At 64.6% G+C, this 20,506-nt stretch carries 20 protein-coding genes; 1 reads left to right on the plus strand and 19 read right to left on the minus strand.

Going from position 1 to position 20,506, the window contains the following annotated elements; genetic code table 11:
- Positions 1-3: 3 nt before the first annotated feature.
- From ABIC03_RS04910 to ABIC03_RS04975, 14 genes are all read right to left on the minus strand, one after another.
- A complete protein-coding gene (locus ABIC03_RS04910; protein WP_354055998.1) occupies positions 4-1,650 on the minus strand; it encodes an FGGY-family carbohydrate kinase in 1,647 nt (548 codons plus the stop codon).
- Positions 1,651-1,688: 38 nt separating this feature from the next.
- Entirely contained in the window at positions 1,689-2,462 is a 774-nt protein-coding gene (locus tag ABIC03_RS04915) for an SDR family NAD(P)-dependent oxidoreductase (RefSeq protein WP_354056000.1), read from the minus strand.
- Positions 2,463-2,502: 40 nt separating this feature from the next.
- Entirely contained in the window at positions 2,503-3,510 is a 1,008-nt protein-coding gene (locus ABIC03_RS04920; RefSeq protein WP_354056002.1) for an ABC transporter ATP-binding protein, read from the minus strand.
- Between the two features lie 16 nt (positions 3,511-3,526).
- Positions 3,527-4,357, minus strand: a complete 831-nt coding sequence (locus ABIC03_RS04925; protein ID WP_354056004.1) for a carbohydrate ABC transporter permease — start codon at positions 4,355-4,357, stop codon at positions 3,527-3,529.
- Positions 4,358-4,360: 3 nt separating this feature from the next.
- Complete coding sequence (locus tag ABIC03_RS04930; protein ID WP_354056006.1) at positions 4,361-5,233, minus strand: carbohydrate ABC transporter permease; 873 nt, start codon at positions 5,231-5,233, stop codon at positions 4,361-4,363.
- Positions 5,234-5,323: 90 nt separating this feature from the next.
- Entirely contained in the window at positions 5,324-6,637 is a 1,314-nt protein-coding gene (locus ABIC03_RS04935; protein ID WP_275167642.1) for an ABC transporter substrate-binding protein, read from the minus strand.
- Positions 6,638-6,917: 280 nt separating this feature from the next.
- Complete coding sequence (locus ABIC03_RS04940) at positions 6,918-7,868, minus strand: sugar-binding transcriptional regulator (protein ID WP_354056009.1); 951 nt, start codon at positions 7,866-7,868, stop codon at positions 6,918-6,920.
- Between the two features lie 7 nt (positions 7,869-7,875).
- Positions 7,876-8,541 carry an HAD family hydrolase gene (locus ABIC03_RS04945; protein WP_354056011.1) on the minus strand — a complete coding sequence of 222 codons (666 nt, stop codon included), beginning with the start codon at positions 8,539-8,541 and terminating at the stop codon, positions 7,876-7,878.
- Between the two features lie 74 nt (positions 8,542-8,615).
- Entirely contained in the window at positions 8,616-10,532 is a 1,917-nt protein-coding gene (locus tag ABIC03_RS04950) for a VWA domain-containing protein (RefSeq protein WP_354056013.1), read from the minus strand.
- Between the two features lie 10 nt (positions 10,533-10,542).
- Positions 10,543-11,355: a CbbQ/NirQ/NorQ/GpvN family protein gene (locus ABIC03_RS04955; protein ID WP_354056015.1), complete on the minus strand. Its 813-nt coding sequence runs from the start codon at positions 11,353-11,355 to the stop codon at positions 10,543-10,545.
- Between the two features lie 59 nt (positions 11,356-11,414).
- On the minus strand, positions 11,415-12,761 hold the full coding sequence (locus ABIC03_RS04960) for a cbb3-type cytochrome c oxidase subunit I (protein ID WP_354056017.1): 1,347 nt from the start codon (positions 12,759-12,761) through the stop codon (positions 11,415-11,417).
- 39 nt (positions 12,762-12,800) lie between these two features.
- Positions 12,801-13,253: a c-type cytochrome gene (locus ABIC03_RS04965; protein ID WP_007608447.1), complete on the minus strand. Its 453-nt coding sequence runs from the start codon at positions 13,251-13,253 to the stop codon at positions 12,801-12,803.
- Between the two features lie 96 nt (positions 13,254-13,349).
- On the minus strand, positions 13,350-13,610 hold the full coding sequence (locus tag ABIC03_RS04970; RefSeq protein ID WP_354056019.1) for a cytochrome C oxidase subunit IV family protein: 261 nt from the start codon (positions 13,608-13,610) through the stop codon (positions 13,350-13,352).
- Between the two features lie 2 nt (positions 13,611-13,612).
- Complete coding sequence (locus ABIC03_RS04975; protein ID WP_354056021.1) at positions 13,613-14,188, minus strand: cytochrome c oxidase subunit 3 family protein; 576 nt, start codon at positions 14,186-14,188, stop codon at positions 13,613-13,615.
- Positions 14,189-14,360: 172 nt separating this feature from the next.
- Between ABIC03_RS04975 and ABIC03_RS04980 the strand changes: the two genes are divergently transcribed.
- A complete protein-coding gene (locus ABIC03_RS04980; RefSeq protein ID WP_275167650.1) occupies positions 14,361-14,516 on the plus strand; it encodes a hypothetical protein in 156 nt (51 codons plus the stop codon).
- Positions 14,517-14,530: 14 nt separating this feature from the next.
- On the opposite strand, the gene mmsB is transcribed toward ABIC03_RS04980, so the two are convergent.
- The 5 genes from mmsB to ABIC03_RS05005 form a co-directional block, all read right to left on the minus strand.
- Entirely contained in the window at positions 14,531-15,721 is a 1,191-nt protein-coding gene (gene mmsB / locus ABIC03_RS04985; protein ID WP_354056023.1) for a multiple monosaccharide ABC transporter permease, read from the minus strand.
- Positions 15,718-17,295 (minus strand): multiple monosaccharide ABC transporter ATP-binding protein, encoded by a 1,578-nt coding sequence (mmsA, locus tag ABIC03_RS04990; RefSeq protein WP_354056025.1) that lies wholly within the window; start codon positions 17,293-17,295, stop codon positions 15,718-15,720. Before mmsA ends, mmsB begins: the two co-directional genes overlap by 4 nt.
- A gap of 105 nt (positions 17,296-17,400) precedes the next feature.
- Entirely contained in the window at positions 17,401-18,474 is a 1,074-nt protein-coding gene (gene chvE, locus ABIC03_RS04995; protein ID WP_354056027.1) for a multiple monosaccharide ABC transporter substrate-binding protein, read from the minus strand.
- A 73-nt stretch (positions 18,475-18,547) separates the two neighbouring features.
- Complete coding sequence (locus ABIC03_RS05000; protein ID WP_354057502.1) at positions 18,548-19,426, minus strand: SMP-30/gluconolactonase/LRE family protein; 879 nt, start codon at positions 19,424-19,426, stop codon at positions 18,548-18,550.
- Between the two features lie 2 nt (positions 19,427-19,428).
- Positions 19,429-20,505 (minus strand): aldose epimerase family protein, encoded by a 1,077-nt coding sequence (locus ABIC03_RS05005; protein WP_354056029.1) that lies wholly within the window; start codon positions 20,503-20,505, stop codon positions 19,429-19,431.
- Position 20,506 lies beyond the last annotated feature (1 nt).

The raw sequence follows: 20,506 nt of genomic DNA on the forward strand, positions 1-20,506 counted from the left end.
GTTTCAACCCCCGGCCATTCCACGCATCGCGGCGCGGCTGCCGCGATCGACCTCGCGCAGCAACTTGTAGACCTCGCGCTTGCGGGCGTGAAAGGCGGCGATGTCGGGCGTGGTCGCCTCGCTCTTCCGTCCCAGCGCCGACATCTTTGCCATGGTCTCCCCGATCGAGCCATAGGCGCCGCCGGCAACCGCGTCGAGCATGGCAGCGCCCAGCAGCACGGGTTCTTTGGTCTGCGGCAGCGCGACCGTGAGGCCGGTGGTGTCCGCCATGATCTGCCGCACCAGCGGACTGCGGCTGGCGCCGCCGCCCATGATCATGATGCTGGAGTGGACGCCATGCGCGGCAAAAGCCTCGATCACCTCGGCAAGTCCATAGGCGAGCCCGCACAGACCGGCGACGAACAGCCGTTCCATCGAGGCGATGTCGGTGTCGAGATCGAGGCCCGCGATCACCGCGCGCGTGTCAGGGTCGGCGTAGGGCGAGCGGTTGCCGATAAACTCAGGAAGCACATGGACGTCGCAGGCCAGCAGCGCGACACGGCTGGCGCCGCCTGCGCGTGCGAGGATGCGGCGCTCGAGAAACTCGATAAGGTCGAGGCCCTCGCTGCGCGCCGCCGCGCTCGCCTCGGCGTGGCCGGGATGCGACTTGAGAAGATGGTCGATCGCAGCGCCCGCAGCCGACTGCCCGCCCTCGTTGAGCCAGAAATTTGGTACCATGCCTGAGTAGTAAGGACCCCACACGCCCGGCACGAAGCACGGCTGTTTCGTCGTCGCCATGATGCAGGCCGACGTTCCCATGATATAGGCAAGGCGGTCGGAGACATCTGTCGCGCCGTCCGATTCATCGCGGCCGCCGATTGCGCCGATGCCGCCGGCATGGGCATCGATCAGGGACGCTCCGACCGGCGTGCCCGGCGACAAGCCAAGATCGGCAGCTGCCGTACCGGTTAGACCGGCGCCGAGCCGCGTGCCGGGCGCGACGATTTCGGTGCCGATGCGGGCGTATTTCTCGTTGACGAAGTCCGACAGGCCGATGCGCTTGAAGAATGGCGCGCTCCAGCCACCGCCGTCATGCGCGAGGTAGTTCCATTTGCAGGTGACGGTGCAGGTCGAGCGCTGCAACGAGCCGGTGGCGCGCCAGGTCAGGTAATCCGCCAGATCGAAGAAGTGCCCTGCAGCGTCGAAGCTCGCGCGCAGATGCCGCTTCAACCATAGCAGTTTCGGCATCTCCATCTCCGGCGAGATCGAGCCGCCGACATAACGCAGCACGGCGTCACCGGTCTCGTTGATCAGCCGCGCCTCGGCCGTGGCGCGGTGATCCATCCAGACGATGACGTTGCGCTGCCTGTCGCCGGAAGCGCTGACGGTGAGCGGCTCGCCCTGCCGGTCGAGCACCACGAGAGAGCAAGTGGCGTCGAAACCGATACCGCCGACGCTATCGGGCGCGATTGCAGCTTCCGCCATCGCGGCCCGCACCGACGCCGTGCAAGCGTCCCAGATATCCTGGGACGACTGCTCGACGATGTCACCGGCCTCATGCCATATCCTGATCGGATGCCGTGCGATCGCCAGCAAGGTGCCGGCTTCGTCGAACACCCCAGCCCGCGTGCTCGTGGTCCCTACATCGACGCCGATATACGCTCGCGGCATTGTCGCCCCCGGAAGCTCTCGTCAGTTTTGACGCAAGCCTACCAGCAAGTGTAGCCGCCATCCACCACCACGATACTGCCGGTCATCAGGCTCGCGGCCTCGGACGAGAGGAACAACACCACGGAGGCGATCTCCTCGACCTGCCCCATCCGCGCCATCGGGGTTCCACCGATCCAGGCGTCGTACATTCTCGGATTGCTCTTCACGAAGGCGTTGAGCGGCGTCTCGATATAGGTCGGCGCCACCGCGTTGACGCGGACGCCGCGCGCGCCCCATTCGGCGGCGAGCGATTTCGTGAGATGGTGCACGCCGGCCTTGGAGGCATTGTAGAAGCACTGCTCCTGCGGCTTGTTGACGATGAAGCCGGACATCGAGCCGACATTGACGATGGCGCCGCTCTTCGCTTTCAGCATGTGCTTGCCGAACTCGCGGCAGCACCAGAATGTGCCGTTGAGATTGACGTCGATGACGTTGAGCCAGTGCTCGTCGGTCACGGTCTCCGCCGGCGTCTCGCTGCGCGCAATGCCGGCGTTGTTGACGAGGATGTCGACCTTGCCGTGGCGCGCGACGAGGTCGTTCGCGACCTCCGCCACGCGCTTGGTGTCGGTGACGTCCATGATCGCCGTCTCGGCGTCGAAGCCCTTCGCCTTCAGGCTGGCTTTCGCACTGTCGGCGACCTTGCTGTCGCGATCGCCGATGACGACCCTGGCGCCGGCTTCAGCCAGCGCTTCGGCGCAGGCGAGCCCGATGCCTTGCCCGCCGCCGGTTATGAACGCGGTCTTGCCGTTCAGTTTGAATTTTTCCAGGTACATGTTGCTGTTTCCGATTCTTGTCGTTTCTTGCCGTTTCTTGTCAGGCCTTAATGGCGTTGCCGCTTGCGTCGAAGCGATGGATGCGCGCGGGCTCCGGCACCAGCGATACATGGTCGCCGGCGTGCAGGCTCAATTCACCGATGTAGCGCGCCGTCAGCATGCCGAGCGGACCGGCATCGACATAGAGGAAGGTGTCGCTGCCGAGATGCTCGGCCACTGCGATCGTTCCCTGCCAACCGCCGGAGCCGTCGCGTTCGATCTTGAGATGCTCCGGCCGTACGCCAATCGTTGCCGCGCCCTTCTGCAAGGCGTGCTCGCCGGTCGCGAAATTCATCTTGGGCGAGCCGATGAAGCCGGCGACGAACAGGTTGGCCGGCTTCTCGTAGAGATCCAGCGGCGAGCCGTATTGCTCGATCTTGCCGCCGTTGAGCACCACGATCTTGTCGGCCATGGTCATGGCCTCCACCTGGTCGTGGGTGACATAGATCGCGGTGGTGCCGAGCTGCTTCTGGAGCCGCGTCACCTCGATCCGCATCTGCACGCGCAGCGCCGCGTCGAGGTTGGAGAGTGGCTCGTCGAACAGAAACGCCTTGGGCTCGCGGACGATGGCACGGCCGATCGCGACGCGCTGACGCTGGCCGCCGGACAATTCGCGCGGCTTGCGGTCGAGATAGGGCGTGAGGTTCAGCGTCGCAGCGGCCGCCTCGACCTTGCGGTTGATCTCGTCCTTGGCCAGTCCCGCCATCTTCAGGCCGAAACCGATGTTGCCGCGCACGCTCATATGCGGATAGAGCGCGTAGGACTGGAACACCATCGAGAGCCCGCGCTTGGCCGGCGGCGTGTCGATAACGTTCCTGCCGTCGATCAGGATCTTGCCGCCGGAGACGTCCTCGAGCCCCGCGATCAGCCGCAACAGCGTGGTCTTGCCGCAGCCCGATGGCCCCACGAACACCACGAACGACCCGTCGGAAATCTCCAGGTCCGCGCCCTTGATGATGTGCACGGGGCCGAAGGATTTCTGCACGTCCTGAAGTGTGATCTGACCCATGATCCGGCAGCCCTTCCTACTTTACCGCGCCAAAGGTGAGCCCGCGGACGAGCTGCTTCTGGCTGAACCAACCGAGGACGAGAATAGGCGCGATCGCCAACGTGGAAGCCGCCGACAGCTTTGCCCAGAACAGCCCTTCCGGGCTCGAATAGGATGCGATGAACGTCGTGAGCGGCGCAGCGTTCGAGGTCGACAGATTGAGCGTCCAGAACGCCTCGTTCCAGGCCAGGATCAGGTTCAGCAGCATGGTCGACGCTAGGCCCGGGATCGCCATCGGCGTCAGCACATAGACCAGCTCGCGGCCGATGGTGGCGCCGTCCATGCGCGCGGCTTCCAGGATGTCGCGCGGGATCTCCTTGAAATAGGTGAAGAGCATCCAGATCACGATCGGCAAATTGCCGAGGCACAGGATGAAGACGAGGCCGATGCGGGAATCGAGCAGGCCGAAGGACTTGTAGATCAAGTAGATCGGCACCAGCACGCCGACCGGCGGCATCATCTTGGTCGAGAGCATCCAGAGCAGAATGTCCTTGGTGCGCTTGGTCGGCGAGAACGCCATCGACCAGGCTGCGGGAATGGCGATCAAAAGCGCAATGAGCGTCGAACCGCCGGCGATGATGATCGAGTTCAGCGCGTGGTGGAAATAGTCACTACGCTCCTGCACCGTTGCGTAGTTCTCGGTGGTCCAGTGGAAGAACAGGAAGGACGGTGGAATCGCGAAGGCCTCAAGTTCGGTCTTGAAACTCGCCAGCACCGTCCAGAGGATCGGGAAGAAGATCAGGAAGCCGAAGAACCACGCCCCGATCGTCGAGACCACTACCCGCTGCCTCGTCGCCATCCGCGCCATGTCTCATGCCTCCAGGTTGCGGCCGACGATGCGGACCAGGAAGAAGGCTACGATGTTGGCGATCACGACAGCGACGAGGCCGCCGGCCGAGGCGGTGCCGACATCGTACTGGATCAGTGCCTGCGAATAGATCAGGAAGGCGATGTTGGTGGTCGACAGTCCCGGGCCGCCGCCCGTGGTAACGTAGATTTCGGCGAAGACGGTGAGCAGAAAGATCGTCTCGATCAGGATCACCACCGTGATGGGGCGCGCGAGGTGCGGCAGCGTGATGTAGATAAAGGTCGAGACCGCGCTGGCGCCGTCCATTTCGGCGGCTTCCTTTTGCTCCTCATCGAGCGACTGCATCGCAGTGAGCAAAATCAACGTCGCAAACGGCAGCCATTGCCAGGACACGATCAGGATCACGGCGAGCAGCGGCGCGTCGGTGAACCAGTCGATCGGCGTCAACCCGAACACCGACGCGATCCAGGCAAACAGCCCGGACACCGGATGCATCAACAGGTTCTTCCAGACCAGCGCGCTCACTGTCGGCATGACGAAGAACGGCGCGATCACCATCAGCCGCACGATGTTGAGGCCGATCACGGGCTGGTCGAGCAACAGCGCCAGCGGAATTCCGAGCAGGACGGTCAGGGCCAGCACCGAGCCGACCAGCACCAGCGTATTCTGGAGCGACGCGAGGAACGCGGGATCGGTGAGGAAGTAGCGGAAATTTTCCAGCCCAACGAACGCTTCCGAGCCGGGATCCAGCAGACTGTAATGCAGCGTCGAGAAATAGAGCGTCAGCGCGAGCGGGACGATCATCCAGATGAACAGCAGTCCGACGGCCGGCGTCAGGAGCGTCCGTGCGAGAAGCTGCGTCTGCCGGGTTGCCATTCTTGACTTGTCCGCTTGCGGGAAGAAGGCGGCCATCCATCTGGAGCGGTGGATGGCCGCAAGTCCGAGCTCAGGAGGGGGAGCTCGCGTTCACTTGATGTAACCCGCGCGCTTCATCTCGCGCTCGGTTGAAGATTGCGCCGCGGTGAGCGCGGCATCGACCGTCATCGATCCCGCAAGCGCGGCCGAGAACTGCTGGCCCACCTGCGTGCCGATGCCCTGGAATTCGGGGATCGCCGCATATTGCACGCCGACGTAGGGCACCGGCTTCACCGTCGGCTTGTTCGGATCGGCGGCATCGATCGAGGCCAGCGTCAGCTTCGCAAACGGGGCGACCTTCAGATATTCAGGGTTCTGGTAGAGCGAGGTTCGGGTGCCCGGCGGCACGTTGGCCCAACCCTCCTTCGCGGCGACGGTCTTGGTGTAGTCCTTGCTCGTTGCCCATGCGATGAACTTCTCGGCCGCCTCCGTCTTCTTGGAGCCGGCGGGGATCGCGAGATTCCAGGCCCACAGCCAGTTGGCGTTTTTGCCGAGCCCGGTGTTGGGCGCCAGCGCGAAGCCGACCTTGTCGGCGACCTTGGAGTCCTTCGGATTGGTGACGAAGGACGCCGCGACGGTGGCATCGATCCACATCGCGCACTTGCCGGCATTGAACAGTGCGAGGTTCTCGTTGAAGCCGTTCGAGCTCGCACCCGGAGGTCCGGCCTGCTTCATCAGGTCGACATAGGTCGTGAGCGTCGCCTTCCATTCCGGCGTGTTGAACTGCGGCTGCCACTTCTCGTCGAACCAGCGTGCGCCATAGGAGTTGGCCATGGCGGAGAGGAACGCCATGTTCTCGCCCCAGCCGGCCTTGCCGCGCAGGCAGATGCCGTAGACGCCGGCGCTCTTGTCGGTGAGCTTCTTGGCGGCGTCGACGACGAAATCCCAGGTCGGCTTTTCCGGCATCTTGAGGCCGGCCTTGTCGAACAGGTCGGTGCGGTACATCACCATGGAGCTCTCGCCGTAGAACGGCGCGGCGTAGAGCTTGCCGTCGACGGAGACCGCATCCTTGATCTTGGGCAGGAGGTCGGCGACGTCGTAGTCGGCGCCGAGATTGGCGAGCGGCACCAGCCAGCCCTTCTTGGCCCAGATCGGCACCTCGTAGGTGCCGATGGTGAGGACGTCAAACTGGCCGCCCTTGGTGGCGATGTCGGTGGTGACGCGCTGGCGCAGCACATTCTCCTCAAGCGTCACCCATTTGACCGATATATCGGGGTTCTTCTTTGTGAATTCGGCCGTCAGCCCCTGCATGCGGATCATGTCGCCGTTGTTCACGGTGGCGATCGTCAGGGTCGTTTCGGCCATCGCGGGGACGGCCAGCAACAGGCAAGACGCGCCGCAGACGGCGCCGAGGACGTGTTTCACGGTGACCTCCCTAGGATCGCGCTTTTGAGCATATGCCCACGCGTTGGGCGTATGTTCGACCGAGGGCGGGCCGTTGTCAAGCAGGCGCGCGGGCGTTTCGGCAACTTATGAGTGCTGCGATGCAGGGAGCTGGTGCGTCGCCCTCCCCGTCATGCCCCCGCGTAGGCGGGGCATCCAGTACTCCGTGCCGTCTGTTGGTTTGCCTCAAGCGGCGCCGCGGCGTACTGGATCATCCGCCTTCGTGGATGATGACAGCAGTGCGAGGGGCGAGATCGCCGCCCTACCGCTCCAGAATCGCCCTCGCGGTCGCCTCGTCCGTAATCAGCCCGTTGATCAACCGTCCATTCAACGCGGCCGCGATCGCCGGCACCTTGGCCGCACCGACCGCGGCGCCGATCGTGGTGGTCTTCGCCGGGACCTCCGGCGGGATGCTGGTCAGGCGCCTGTTGGTTCCGGCCTTCAGCAGCCGGCCCTTGGAATCATAGGCCCATCCGGTGATCTCGCCGATCGCCCCTTGCCGCATCATCTCGAACAATTCGTCGCGGGTGACGAAGCCGTCGACATGGACCTGCGCCTTCTGGTCCATCTGGCCGATGCCGACGAGACGTAAATCCGCCTTGGCCGCGACCGCCTTCACCTTCGCGATCGGCTCGATCCGGACCATCTTGTTGCGCTCGTCTTCGGACGACATCAGGAACGGCAGCGGCATCGGATAGTGCCGCGCGCCGGTGCGGTCGGCGAGCCGGCCGACGGTGTCGTAGAAGCTCGCCGAACCGTCGGCGGAGATATTCCCGACCAGCGAGACGATCTGGTGGTTGGGCCGGTCGATCGGCGTGACGCGCTCGACCGCGGCCCGCACGGCCCGGCCGGTACCGAGCGCGACGATGACGGGGGTCTCCGCACGCAGGGTGGAATCGAGCAGGTTGGCGCAGCGTTCGGCAATGCCCGCTGTGGCCTGCGGCGCGGCGGAATCCGCCGGCACCACCTCGCAATGGGTAAGCTGGAAACGCTCCTTCAGACGCGCCGCCAATTCCATGCACGCGGCGATGGGATGTTCGAGCCGGAAGGTGATGAGCCGTTCCGCGAGACACAGCGACACCAGCCGCTGCGCCGACGCGCGCGAGACCTGGAGCATCTTCGCGATCTCGTCCTGGGTGTGACCGGCAATGAAATAGAGCCAGCCGGCACGCGCGGCATCATCGAGCCTGGACCTTTCGTTCTCGGCGGCCATGGCGGCGTCAGGCGTCCTTCCAGAAATCGATCATGCGCGCGAAGACCCGGTCGGCCCCCGCGCCCGACAATATAGCCTGCCCGTCGCGTCCGCGATAATGGCTGCCGCCGGCAAATCCCCAGACCGTCATGCCGGCCGCCTTCCCCGCCTGCACACCGCTCGCACTGTCCTCGATCACCAGCGTGCGCGCCGGTTGCGCGCCCATCTGCTCGGCCGCGTGGAGAAAGAGATCGGGCGCCGGCTTGCCATGCCTGACCATCTGCGCGGTGTAGATCCGGTCGCCGAAATGTGGTGCGAGCCCGGTGACGTCAAGGGAGAGCGCGACACGGTCGATGTCGCTGGACGAAGCCACGCAGAATGGTGCCCGCAATTCCGATATCACGGCGGCCACACCCGCGATCGGCTGGAGTGATCCGGCGAACCTGCTCAACACATGCGACTTCAAGCGCGGCAGAAAGCCGTCCGGCACGACCTGTCCGAGATCCCGATAATGCTGCTCTACCGCCTTGGTGCTACGTCCGAGAAAGAGTTCGAGCGCCTGCTCCGGGCTCAGCGCGATGCCACATTCGGCCAGCGCGTCGGACAGGCACCGACAGCTCAACAGCTCACTGTCCACCAGCACGCCGTCGCAGTCGAAGACGATCAGATCAGGTTTCAGCCGGCCCTGGTTCATCCCGCCATTCGATCATATACCCAATACATGGGCAATAGCTCACCCGAGACCGGAACGCCGCACCCTTTCCTGAATCAGTGCGCCACCTGCCGGTAAATCGCCGGCAGCGCCGCGGGCAGTCGGCGGATATTGCCGACGATGGCGTACCCGCCACGCCCGAACAGCGTCGGGAAATAGGATTGCGCGGTTGCGTCCACCGTCACCCCGAAGGCGGCAATGCCGAGCCGGCGCGCCTCCTGCACCGATTTGCGGGTGTCCTCGACCGCGAAACGGCCTTCGTAATGATCGACATCGTTCGGCTTGCCGTCGGTGAGGACGAGCAGCAGCTTCTTGCGCTGCGGCTGACGGGCGAGCCCGGCCGAGGCGTGGCGCACCGCCGCGCCAATCCGCGTGTAATAGCCAGGCTTCAGCGCGCCGATACGACGCTCCACTGCCCCGCTCATGCGCTCGCCGAAGGCCTTGACGGTTTCGAGCCGCACCCAGGATCGCCGGCGCGACGTGAAGGTCAGGATGCTGTGGTGGTCGCCGCAGGCCGACAGGCCATGCGCGAGCACGAGCAGCGCCTCCTTCTCGACGTCGAGCACGCGATGGCCGTCGACCCAAGCGTCCGTCGAGAGCGAGACATCGACAAGCAGTGTGACGGCGAGATCGTGCCCCTGCGGGCGCATCGCGACATGGATGCGATCGAGACCGCCGCCGCTGCCGGCGCGAAGATCGCACCGGGCGCGCACGAGCGCGTCGAGGTCGAGGTCGTGCCCGTCGGCCTGGGCGCGCATCAATTCGTGGCGCGGCCGCAAGATCTCGAAGCGCCGCCGCACCTGACGGATATGCCGGCGCATATACTCGTCGAGCGACCAGGTCTCGCCGGTCTCGGATGCGGCGCCCGCGAGCACGCGGCAGTGATCGGGCAGGTAGGAGCTGCTGCGGTAGTCCCATTCGGGATAGGTGAGGTCTGCGTTCAGCGGCGACGCGTCGAGGGCTTCCGGCGGCAGGTCGAGATCGAATTTTAGCCGGCTCGCCGGCTTGCCGCTGCGCCGGCTCAGCGTCATCTCCTCGAGATCGTCGGCGGCCTTCTGCGCATCCTCGTCCTCGCTGTCGTCAGCCGGACGGTCGACATTGACCATCTGGGCCATTGCGAGAATCTTTTCGAAGCGGTTGAGCACGAAGGGATCGCGGCGGTTGGCGTTGTCCTCGCGCTCGCGCACGGCAAAGCGCTTGCGGCTGTCCTCGGCGGCGGCCCCCGCGCCCGGCGCGCACGCGTCGTCGCCCGCATGCACAGGCGAGAGCTCGCGCGTCCAGCAATCGCCCCAGAGCGGACAGGGTAGGACCGAGCGATAGCCCGGCGGCGACTTGTCCGGCAGCGGACCTGTCCCCACCATCGCCGGCCACAGCTGGCCTGCGGGCGCCTTTCCGGTCCCGAGCAAGGCCAGCACGATCCGCTCGATCTCCTGCTCAAGACGCGGCAACGGACGTCGCGGCCGGGCTTCGGCAGTTGCGGCGGTGAGCCGCGCGTAATCAGCAGCGAGCCCGGGAAACTGCGTGAGCACGAAGACCGCCGTCTCGCTCGCCCGGCGCAAGACCAGAAGGTCCCGCCGCAGCGGATCATCCTCCGTGATCGTCTCGATCGGCGCGACCGCGAACCACGCCGCAAGCCAGCGATAGAGGCATGCGTTGAGGTCGTGGTCGGCATATATCGCGATGCGGTCGGGGAGGAAGATGGTCGTGGCGTCGCGGCCCGGCTGTTCGAGACGTTCGTCTCCAAGGCCGATGCGTTGCCGCCAGCCGAGCCGATGGCCCGCCCTGCGTGCGCCTGCGCTCGCGATCTGAACGCCCGTCTCGCCGCCCAGCGCACGGAACATCACCGCGAGCCGGCCTCTCACCTCCGCAAGCGCGACCGCGTGATCATCGTGAACCGGATAGCTCGCGGTGCCGCCGACCATGCGGTGCCAGGCGCGGCCGACCGTCTCCTCCAGTTCGAGGAAGTCGAGCATGGAACCTGCCTCATCCAATCACGGCGCGCGCGGCATCCAGCAGCGCCGCCTTGACATCGGAATCGTCGGTCAGCGGCTCGATCATGCCGGCGAGCACCGCATCGGCGATCGAGACTCCCGCCGCAATCAAGGTCGCGCAATACACCACGAGCCGGGTCGAGACGCCCTCCTCCAGATCATGCCCCTTCAGCGCCCGCAGACGCCCGGCAAGCGCGACCAGCGGCCGTACGCGATCCGGCGGCAGCCCACTCTCGGCCGACACCACCGCAATCTCCTGCTCGGCCGGCAGGAAGCCGAACTCGATGGCAACGAAGCGCTGCCGCGTCGACGGCTTCAGCGCCTTGAGCAGGGTCTGGTAACCGGGATTGTAGGAGACAACGAGCATGAAGCTCGCGGGAGCAACGAGCTCCTCGCCGGTTCGCTCCAGCGGCAGGATACGGCGGTCGTCGGTGAGCGGATGCAGCACGACGGTGACGTCCTTGCGGGCTTCCACCACCTCGTCGAGATAGCAGATGCCGCCCTCGCGGACCGCGCGCGTCAACGGACCGTCGGTCCACACGGTGTCGCCGCCTCTCAGCAGATAGCGGCCGGTGAGATCGGCGGCGGTGAGATCGTCGTGGCAGGCGACGGTGTGGAGCGGCAAGCCCAGCCGCGCCGCCATATGCGCGACGAAACGCGTCTTGCCGCAACCGGTCGGCCCCTTCAGCAGGACCGGAAGCCGGTGCCGCCAGGCGTGCTCGAACAGGGCGCATTCGTTGCCGCTTGCGACATAGGCCGGTAGCGCGGGTGCGGGCGCGGCCAAGGCGTGAAGGGCTGCTTTCATGATCTCTCTCCGAAAATTCCTGAAGCGGCGGCCGCGATGAAACGCGGCCGCCGTCACGCTTACTCGGCCGGCTGCAGCGCGGCGGGAATGGTCGCCAGCTTTTCGCGGCCGGGCACCAGCACCGCCCAGACGAACATCAGCGCGGAGATCGCGACGAACGCACCGGAGCCGAGCCGCACCCAGTAGAAGAAGGCGAGCTGGTCCTGCACGTCCATGTAGCCCTGGCCGAGCACGCGCTGGAGATGGACCTGGATCACGCCGGCAAAGGTCAGCGCGAACGTCATGGTCATCATGGCCGTGCACATGATCCAGAAGCTCGTCATGCTGAGCCACTGGTTATAGGGCGCGCGTCCCTTGATCTGCGGGATGGCGTAGGCCATCACGGCAAGATTGAGCATCACATAGGCGCCGAAGAAGGCGAGATGGCCGTGCGCAGCGGTGACCTGGGTGCCGTGGGTGTAGTAGTTCACCGAGGAAAGCGTGTGCAGGAAACCCCAGACGCCGGCGCCCAGAAACGCCATCACCGAACAGCCGACCGACCACAGCAGCGCGGCGCGGTTCGGATGCTTGCGGCCGGCCTTCCAGGTCATCTGCACCGTGAAGATCACCATCGTGAAGAGCGGCGCGACCTCGAGCGTCGAGAACAGCGAGCCGATCCACTGCCAGTAGCCGGGCGCGCCGATCCAGTAGAAATGGTGGCCGGTGCCGAGAATTCCCGAGAATAGCGCAAGGCCGATGATGACGTAGAGCCACTTCTCCACCACCTCGCGATCGATGCCATTGAGCTTGATCATGAGATAGGCGAGCACGGAGGCCATGATCAGCTCCCAGACGCCCTCGACCCAGAGATGGACGACGTACCACCAGTACATCTTGTCGACCGCGAGGTTCGCCGGATTGTAGAAGGCGAACAGGAAGAAGATCGCAACGCCCCACAGGCCGAACAGCAGGATGTTGGTGACCGTGGTCTTGCGCCCCTTGAGCGCGGTCATGGTCACGTTGAACAGGAACATCAGGCAGACGACGACGATGCCGACCTTGATGATGAAGGGCTGCTCAAGGAACTCACGGCCCTCGTGGTAGTGGAAGAGATAGCCGACCACCGCCACGCCCGCTGCGCCGAAGAACATCCAGAACTGGATCTTTGCGAGCAGCGGGCTGTACAGCTCGGTCTCGGTCTCCTCGGGCAGCAGGAAGTAGGTCGCGCCCATGAAGCCGAGCAACGACCACACGATCAGCGCGTTGGTGTGAATCATCCTGACGATGTTGAACGGCAGCAGCACCGACAGCGTGTTGGGCAGGACGTAGATGGTCCCGGCGAGGAGGCCGAAAAGGACCTGGGCCAGGAACAGGGTCAGCGCGCCGTAGAAATACAGCATCGCGACTTTCTGGGTCTGATATTTCATCTCGGTTCTCTCTGTCTTGAAAGAGGAAAGCGGGTGGGCTTAGCCGGCCTTGTTCGGCGGCCAATCCTGGCGCTTGATCGTGCTCACCCATTGCAGGAAATCGGCGAGATCGTTGAGCTCCTGGTCGGTGAGGTTGAACTGCGGCATCTGCCGCCGCCCCTCCGCGCCCGAGGGCTGCGACTGCATCCAGGCCTTCAGCGTCTCTCGCGCGCCGGCCGGATCCTCCTTGCCGCCCCATCGATCCCAGACGTTGCCGACTTCGGGCGCGAAATAGGCGCCTTCGCCGAGCAACGTGTGGCAGTTGATGCAGGAGTTCTTCTCCCAGACATGCTTGCCGCGGGCGACCGACGACGTCAGCGTCGCCGCGTCCGTCGAGGTCGTGGCCATGTAGTAGTGGCTGTGCGCCGTCAGCCCGATGAAGATGGCGAAGAAAAAGGCCGAGCCGCCGTAGAAGACATTTCGAGCGGCCGACTTGGTCAGGCGTTCAGCCATTGCCAATCCTTTCAATTGAGTCCTGTCGCGTAAATCGGTGATGCGATTTATTGCCGATTGGCCCGGCCCGTTCTTTGTCAGGGCGCAAGGAGTGAGTCAGATCAGGGCGATGACTGCGGATGTGAGCCAGGCAAACAGCACCACGACGAGGATCCAGGCGCTGACGAGGCCGCGCCAGAGCGCGGGCACTGCGCGAAGATCGAGGAAATCGAGCGCTATCCGGCGCCCCTTGACTGCGGCGAGGGCCAGCAGCAGGGCGTTGCCGAGCAGCGGCCGCGGCACCAGCGGCGGCACCAGGACGGTCGCGAGTGCGAGGCCGATCAGCGCGAGCCAGGTGAAGTCCAGGCGATCCGGCATCGTCACCGCACCAGATAAAGAATCGGGAACATCACGATCCAGACCAGATCGACCATGTGCCAGAAGGCCGTTCCCGTCTCGACGCTGAACGCCTCCGCGCGGCGGCAGACCACGGCTAGGATGATGATACCGAGGCAGACATGCAGGAGATGGAAGCCGGTCAGGAGGAAGTAGAGTGTGAAGAACGGACTGGTCTCGAGTCCGATGCCGCGTCCGATCTCTTCGGCATATTCGCCGAGCTTGATCGCCACGAACAGGCCGCCAAGCCCCATGGCCGTGAGGAGCCAGTAACGTGTCGCCCGCCTCTCGCTGGCCCGCGCGGCCTTCGTAGCCCGGGCTGCGGCCCAACCGCTCGTCACCAGCACGACAGTGTTCAATCCGGCGAGACCCGGATCAAGCGCCGCCTGCCCCGCCGCAAACACGGCCGGATGGATCGCGCGAGCGACCGTAAACGTACCGAGAAACAGGCCGAAGGCGGCGAGCTCGCTGAAGATCAGCACCCAGATCATGGGATCGCCGGGAAGATCGTCCAGAATTCCCCAGCCAGCTCCCTGTGGTTCGCAATCGGCTGCCGACATCTGCTCTTCCGGATCAGGACACCGGCCAGACTTAGCTCGGCCGCGCCGATCCGAGTTTGCTGCCGGACAAACTTGGGGAATGCCGATCTATTTATTTGCGCCGTCGCAACGTCCGGTCGGCCGGGTCGCGGTACGAAGCACTCCAAGGTTCCATGGAGCTGCGAGCCATGACATGAGCGATGCACAAATCGGGCTGATGACCGCGACGCCCATCATCATTGTCTTCGCCGTCGCACTCCGGCGAATGGGCGTGCTGTCGACCGTGGCAACCGTCTCGGCGGTGAGCCTCTCCGTCGCGATCGCGGCGGTGCTCTTCACGACGCAGTAATGACTGCCGCAGCCTCATCTCCGCTGATTATACACGTCGATGCACACCGCCCCGAGCAGGACCAGGCCCTTGATGACCTGCTGATAGTCGATGCCGATGCCGAGGATGGACATGCCGTTGTTCATCACGCCCATGATCATGGCGCCGACCACGGCGCCGCCGACGCGGCCGACACCGCCATAGGCTGAGGCGCCACCGATGAAGCAGGCGGCGATGACGTCGAGCTCGAAGCCGAGACCTGCCTTCGGCGTTGCGGTGTTGAGCCGCGCGGCGAAGACAAGGCCGGCGAGCGCAGCGAGCACGCCCATATTCACGAAGGTGAGGAAGGTCAACCGTTCCGTCTTGATACCCGACAGGCTTGCGGCCTTGGCATTGCCGCCGACCGCATAGATCTGCCGGCCGATCACGGTGCGGCGGGTGACGAAGCCGTAGAGCGCGATCAACGCGCCCATGATCACGAGCACGTTGGGCAGGCCGCGATGCGAGGCAATCAGATAGGTGAAATAGAGCACGGCGCAGGCGAGCAGGATGCTCTTGCCGAGGAAGAACGCGTAGGGCTCGACCTCGATGCCGTGCAACTGCTCGCGCGACCTTCCCCTGGCGCTGGCGTAGACGAGGCCGAGCGCGAGCACCGCACCGATCAGCATGGATGTCGGATGCAGGGTGCCGGCCTCCGGCAAGAGCTCGGGAATGAAGCCGGAGGACAGTTTCTGGAAGGTCGCCGGGAACGGTCCGAGCGACTGGCCCTGCAGTACCGCGAGTGCGAGGCCCTTGAACACCAGCATGCCGGCCAGCGTCACGATAAAGGACGGAATCTTGAAATAGGCCACCCAATAGCCCTGTGCGGCGCCGATCGCGGCGCCCAGCAGCAGACAGGCGATGAAGGCGAGCGTGTAGTCGATCTTGTAGGTCACCATCAGCACGGCGGCCACCGCGCCGACGAAGCCCGCGACCGAGCCGACCGAGAGGTCGATATGGCCGGTGACGATGACCAGCAGCATGCCCAGCGCCATGATGACGATGTAGCTGTTCTGGAGCACCAGATTGGTCAGGTTGAGCGGCTGCAGCAGCGTGCCGCCGGTCATGACCTGGAAGAACAGCATGATCGCGATCAGCGACATCAGCATGCCGTAGGTGCGCAAATTGTTCTTGATGAAGCTGCCGTGCCGGCCCGCCTCGGGCAGCGAAACCGTCTTGTCGGTCATGGCTGCGATCCTCCCATCTCGGCACCCGCCAGGGCGCGGCTTCCATAATTTCTGTCGTTGCGCATAATGGCGCGCATGATCTTTTCCTGCGTCGCTTCGGTGCCGGGGAACTCTCCGACGAAGGCGCCGTCGTTCATGACACAGATGCGGTCGCAGATGCCGAGCAGCTCGGGCATCTCCGAGGAGATCACCACCACGCCGCGGCCGGCCTCTGCAAGCTCGTTGATGATACAGTAGATCTCGTATTTGGCCCCGACATCGATGCCCCGGGTCGGCTCGTCCAGGATCAAGACCTTGGGGTCGGTCATCAGCCATTTCGACAGCACGACTTTTTGCTGGTTGCCGCCGGAGAGCTGGCCGGTCTCCTGATAGACGTCGGAGCAGCGGATGCGCATCCGGTTGCGGTAGTCGCTGGCGACCTTCAGCTCGGCGATGTCGTCGATGACGCGGTTCGGCGCGACCTGGTCGAGGCTTGCGAGCGTGATGTTCTTGCGGACGTCGTCGGCGAGGATAAGTCCGAGCTGCTTGCGGTCCTCGGTGACATAGGCAAGGCCGGCGTCGATCGCGGCCGCGACGTTGGGCAGCACGATCTCATGGCCCTCGAGCCGGATGCGACCGCTGATCGTGGTGCCCCACGAACGGCCGAACAGGCTCATGGCGAATTCGGTCCGGCCGGCGCCCATCAATCCGGCAATGCCGACGACCTCGCCGCGTTTCACGCTGAAGTCGACGTTCTTGATCACCTGCCGCTCGGGATGGATGGGATGGTAGACCGACCAGTTCTCGACGGTGAGGACGGGTTCGCCGATCTTTGCACTGCGCTCCGGAAAGCGATGGGCGAGATCGCGGTTGACCATGCTGCGGATGATGCGGTCTTCCTGGATCGGCTCGGCGCGGCAATCGATGCCGTCAACGGTGCGGCCGTCGCGCAGCACGGTGATGTGGTCGGCAACGCGGGCGACCTCGTTCAGCTTGTGCGAGATCAGGATCGAGCCGATGCCCTGCTCGCGGAAGGCCATGAGACGTTCGAGCAGCGCGGCACTGTCGGCCTCGTTGAGGCTAGCGGTCGGCTCGTCCAGGATCAGCATCCGCACCCGCTTGGACAGCGCCTTGGCGATCTCGACGAGCTGCTGCTTGCCGACGCCGAGATCGGTGATCAGCGTATCCGGTGATTCCTTCAGGCCAACCTGCGCCAGGAGTTCCCGGGTACGCCGATAGACCTCGTCGCGATCGATGACGCCGAGCTTGGACGGCGGATGCGACAGGAAGATGTTTTCGGCAATCGACATCAGCGGGATCAGCGCCAGCTCCTGATGGATGATGATGATACCGAGCGCCTCGGAATCGTTGATGTCGCGGAAGCGGCGCTCCTCGCCATCAAAGATGATGGTGCCCTCGTAGCTGCCGGCCGGGTAGACGCCGCTGAGCACCTTCATCAGCGTGGACTTGCCGGCACCGTTCTCGCCGACGAGGGCGTGGATCTGCCCGGCTTCAACCGAGAAGTTGACGTCGCGCAGCGCCTGCACGCCGGAAAAGCTCTTGCTGACGTTGCGCATCTCCAGCATTGCGGTCATCGGATCATTCTCCCGGACTTTTCCACGTCGTCATGGCCGGGCTTGTCCCGGCCATGACGAGTATGTGGACACGCATTTCATCCCCATCGGGAAAAGGAAGTGGCCTTACTGGAACTGCGACTTCTTGTAGTAGCCGCTCTCGACCAGGACCTTCTCCCAATTGTCCTTGTAGACCACGACCGGCTTGAGCAGATAGGACGGCACGGTCTTGGCGCCGTTCTCGTAGGTCTTGGTGTCGTTGACGGTGACCTGCTTGCCCGCAAGCGCAGCGTCGACCATGTCGGCGGTCACATTGGCGAGATCGCGGGTGTCCTTGAAGATGGTCGAATACTGGTCGCCGCGCAGCATCGCCTTGATCGAGGGCACCTCGGCATCCTGGCCCGAGATGACAGGCATCGGCTGGCCGGCGCTGCCATAACCGACGCCCTTCAGCGAGGAGATGATGCCGATCGACAGGCCGTCATACGGCGACAACACCGCGTTGACCTTCTTGTTGCCGTAGTAGGCGCTGAGCAGATTGTCCATGCGGGCCTGCGCCGTGGCGCCGTCCCAGCGCAAGGTCGCGACCTTGTCCATGCCCATCTGGCCGGAGACGACGACGAGCTTACCGCTATCGATGTACGGCTTCAGCACGCTCATCGCGCCGTTGTAGAAGAAGTAGGCGTTGTTGTCGTCGGGCGAGCCGCCGAACAGCTCGATGTTGAACGGACCCTTGCCATCCTTGAGGCCGAGGCCCTGCACGATCGACTCGGCCTGGAGCACGCCGACCTGGAAATTGTCGAAGGTCGCGTAATAGTCCACGTTGGGCGTGCCGCGGATCAGGCGGTCATAGGCGATCACGGTGATGCCCTTTGCTTTCGCCTGCTTGAGCACGTCGGAGAGCGTGGTGCCGTCGATCGCGGCGATCACCAGCGCTTTCGCGCCCTTGGTCACCATGTTCTCGACCTGCGAGAGCTGGTTCGGAATGTCGTCCTCGGCATATTGCAGGTCGGTGTTGTAGCCGCGCTCCTTCAGCACCTTGACCATGTTGTTGCCGTCGTCGATCCAGCGCGCCGACGATTTAGTCGGCATGGCGATGCCGACTGTTGCTTTGTCCTGGGCTGAGGCGGTGACGCCCGCGGCCATCGTCGCAGCGCCGGCCAGCGCCAGCGCGAGGAAGGTCGTCTTCAGTTTCAACATGTTTCGCTCCCTTGGATGTCAGACTGTTTTTTCGTGTCGTCGAGAAATTTGGCGGTGTGTGGCTTCGAGCCTCCTATGCGAGCTTGACGTCAGGCTCCGCGCGACCGCGCGCGGATGCCTCCAACAGGAAGGTGCGGCCTGCTTGCGGATCGGCGGCACGTGCCGCCGCATCCATGTCCTGCCAGGCCGAGGTGACGAGAAGACGCGACAGATCAGGGCCGACAAAAGCGGGGCAGCTCGCCTGCTTTGCCGGCACGCTCAGCGAACGCAGCCGCTCGCCTTGCGGAGAGTAGACGTCGATACGGCCAGCGCCCCAGCAGGCGTTCCAGATGTTTCCGTCGGCGTCGCACACCGAACCATCGAGGCCGCCGCTACCGGTGTGGCGCAGCAGCACTTCCGGCTCGCCGCGCGGCAGGCCGGTGACGGGATTGAGCGGCACCGCGTAGAGCACTGCCCGCGCGGTGTCGGCGAAGTAGCCGGTGGCGCCATCGGGCGAGAAGCAGATCGAGTTGGGAATGCTGATGCGCGGAAACAGCATCGATATCTCGCCGTGATGGAACGCGTAGATCGCCCCTGCTCCTGCTTCCGCCTTTCGGCCCATGGTGCCGATCCAGACCGTGCCGGAGGGATGCACGCGGGCATCGTTGGAGCGGGTCGCGTGATTGTCGGCTTCGAGCGGACAGAACAGCGTCATCGCGCCGTCGGCGATTTTGCGGATATAGAGGCCGTCTTCCGCGACGATCAACTGCCGCTCGGCGTCGATCCGCCCAAGTGCGCTCGCCATCCGGCCGAGCGCATGAACGCGGATGCTGCCGCTGCCGAGCTGCGCCTCGAACAGTCGCCCCTCGCGGATATCGAACCACCAAGCCGTGTCCGTGGTCACATCATAGGTTGGCCCCTCGCCGAGATGGCAGGAATCGTCCGAAAGAACCGAGGTCGCCACCTGCTCCATCATCATGGCCTCCTCACTGCAAAGCGATAGACCGTGTGATGGCGATAGACCTGGCCAGGATCGAGGCGTGGGCTCGGGAAATCCGCCCGGTTCGGTGCATCCGGCCACATATGCGGCTCCAGGCACATGGCGTCCGACTGCCGGTAGAGCTTGCTGCCCTTGCCCGAGATCGTGCCGTCGAGATAATTACCCGAATAGACCTGCAGACCGGGCTGATCGGTGAACAGCTCCATGATGCGCCCCGAGCGCGGCGCCTCCAGCCGCGCCGCGAGCGCAAGCCTGCCGTCACGCGCGAGACAGTAGGTGTGATCGTAGCCCCTGCCGTTGCGCAATTGCTGGTCGCTCTCTCGGATGCGCTCGCCGATCGCCCGCGGCTCTCGGAAGTCGAATGGCGTGCCGGCAACGCTGCGCGGCGGCTCGGGCAACGGAATGGCGGTGGGATCGATCGCCAGGAAATGCCCGGCCGCGACCGTCAGCTGATGATCGAGAATTGGCGTGCCTGATGTCGCGCCTTCCAGATTGAAGAAGCTGTGGTTGGTCAGGTTGACGATGGTCGGCCGGTCGGTCCGCGCCTCCATACGAAGCGACAACTCAGTCGGGCCGGTGACGCGATAGGTCAGGCGAACGTCGAGACGACCGGGATAGTTCTCTTCGCCGTGCGGGCTGACATAGGTCAGCGTGACCGCAGGTTCGGCGCCGCCGTCGATCTCCGCAATGTCCCAGAGCTTGCGATCGAAGCCGTCGAGACCACCATGCAGCGCGTTCGGACCGTTGTTGACGGGAAGCTGCACCGTCTCGCCGTCCAACGAAAATTGCCCGTTGGCGATGCGATTGGCGTAGCGGCCGACGGTGGCACCGAAGAACTTTCGCTCGGCGAGATAGCCGGCGAATGTGTCATGGCCGAGCACGATGTCCTCGTAGCTCCCCTTGGCATCCGGCGCGATCAGCGCCTGGATCACCGCGCCATGGGGGATGATGCGCGCCTCGAACCCGCCCTCTCCGCGCAGCACGATGCGCTCCACCTTGCGGCCGTCCGGCAGCGTTCCGAAGATGTCTTTTTCTGTTTTCGATCCAGCCATG

The organism is Bradyrhizobium sp. RT6a, assembly GCF_040547675.1.
GTDB lineage: Bacteria > Pseudomonadota > Alphaproteobacteria > Rhizobiales > Xanthobacteraceae > Bradyrhizobium.

Bases quoted from the DNA above. Each gene is read 5' to 3' on its own strand.
- ABIC03_RS04980 (WP_275167650.1), top strand. From the start codon at position 14,361: ATGAGCGATGCACAAATCGGGCTGATGACCGCGACGCCCATCATCATT.
- ABIC03_RS05005 (WP_354056029.1), bottom strand. From the start codon at position 20,505: ATGGCTGGATCGAAAACAGAAAAAGACATCTTCGGAACGCTGCCGGAC.
- ABIC03_RS04975 (WP_354056021.1), bottom strand. From the start codon at position 14,188: ATGTCGGCAGCCGATTGCGAACCACAGGGAGCTGGCTGGGGAATTCTG.
- mmsB (WP_354056023.1), bottom strand. From the start codon at position 15,721: ATGACCGACAAGACGGTTTCGCTGCCCGAGGCGGGCCGGCACGGCAGC.
- ABIC03_RS04930 (WP_354056006.1), bottom strand. From the start codon at position 5,233: ATGGCAACCCGGCAGACGCAGCTTCTCGCACGGACGCTCCTGACGCCG.
- ABIC03_RS04940 (WP_354056009.1), bottom strand. From the start codon at position 7,868: ATGGCCGCCGAGAACGAAAGGTCCAGGCTCGATGATGCCGCGCGTGCC.
- ABIC03_RS05000 (WP_354057502.1), bottom strand. From the start codon at position 19,426: ATGGAGCAGGTGGCGACCTCGGTTCTTTCGGACGATTCCTGCCATCTC.
- chvE (WP_354056027.1), bottom strand. From the start codon at position 18,474: ATGTTGAAACTGAAGACGACCTTCCTCGCGCTGGCGCTGGCCGGCGCT.
- ABIC03_RS04965 (WP_007608447.1), bottom strand. From the start codon at position 13,253: ATGGCTGAACGCCTGACCAAGTCGGCCGCTCGAAATGTCTTCTACGGC.
- ABIC03_RS04920 (WP_354056002.1), bottom strand. From the start codon at position 3,510: ATGGGTCAGATCACACTTCAGGACGTGCAGAAATCCTTCGGCCCCGTG.
- ABIC03_RS04960 (WP_354056017.1), bottom strand. From the start codon at position 12,761: ATGAAATATCAGACCCAGAAAGTCGCGATGCTGTATTTCTACGGCGCG.
- ABIC03_RS04910 (WP_354055998.1), bottom strand. From the start codon at position 1,650: ATGCCGCGAGCGTATATCGGCGTCGATGTAGGGACCACGAGCACGCGG.
- mmsA (WP_354056025.1), bottom strand. From the start codon at position 17,295: ATGACCGCAATGCTGGAGATGCGCAACGTCAGCAAGAGCTTTTCCGGC.
- ABIC03_RS04955 (WP_354056015.1), bottom strand. From the start codon at position 11,355: ATGAAAGCAGCCCTTCACGCCTTGGCCGCGCCCGCACCCGCGCTACCG.
- ABIC03_RS04945 (WP_354056011.1), bottom strand. From the start codon at position 8,541: ATGAACCAGGGCCGGCTGAAACCTGATCTGATCGTCTTCGACTGCGAC.
- ABIC03_RS04970 (WP_354056019.1), bottom strand. From the start codon at position 13,610: ATGCCGGATCGCCTGGACTTCACCTGGCTCGCGCTGATCGGCCTCGCA.
- ABIC03_RS04925 (WP_354056004.1), bottom strand. From the start codon at position 4,357: ATGGCGCGGATGGCGACGAGGCAGCGGGTAGTGGTCTCGACGATCGGG.
- ABIC03_RS04915 (WP_354056000.1), bottom strand. From the start codon at position 2,462: ATGTACCTGGAAAAATTCAAACTGAACGGCAAGACCGCGTTCATAACC.
- ABIC03_RS04950 (WP_354056013.1), bottom strand. From the start codon at position 10,532: ATGCTCGACTTCCTCGAACTGGAGGAGACGGTCGGCCGCGCCTGGCAC.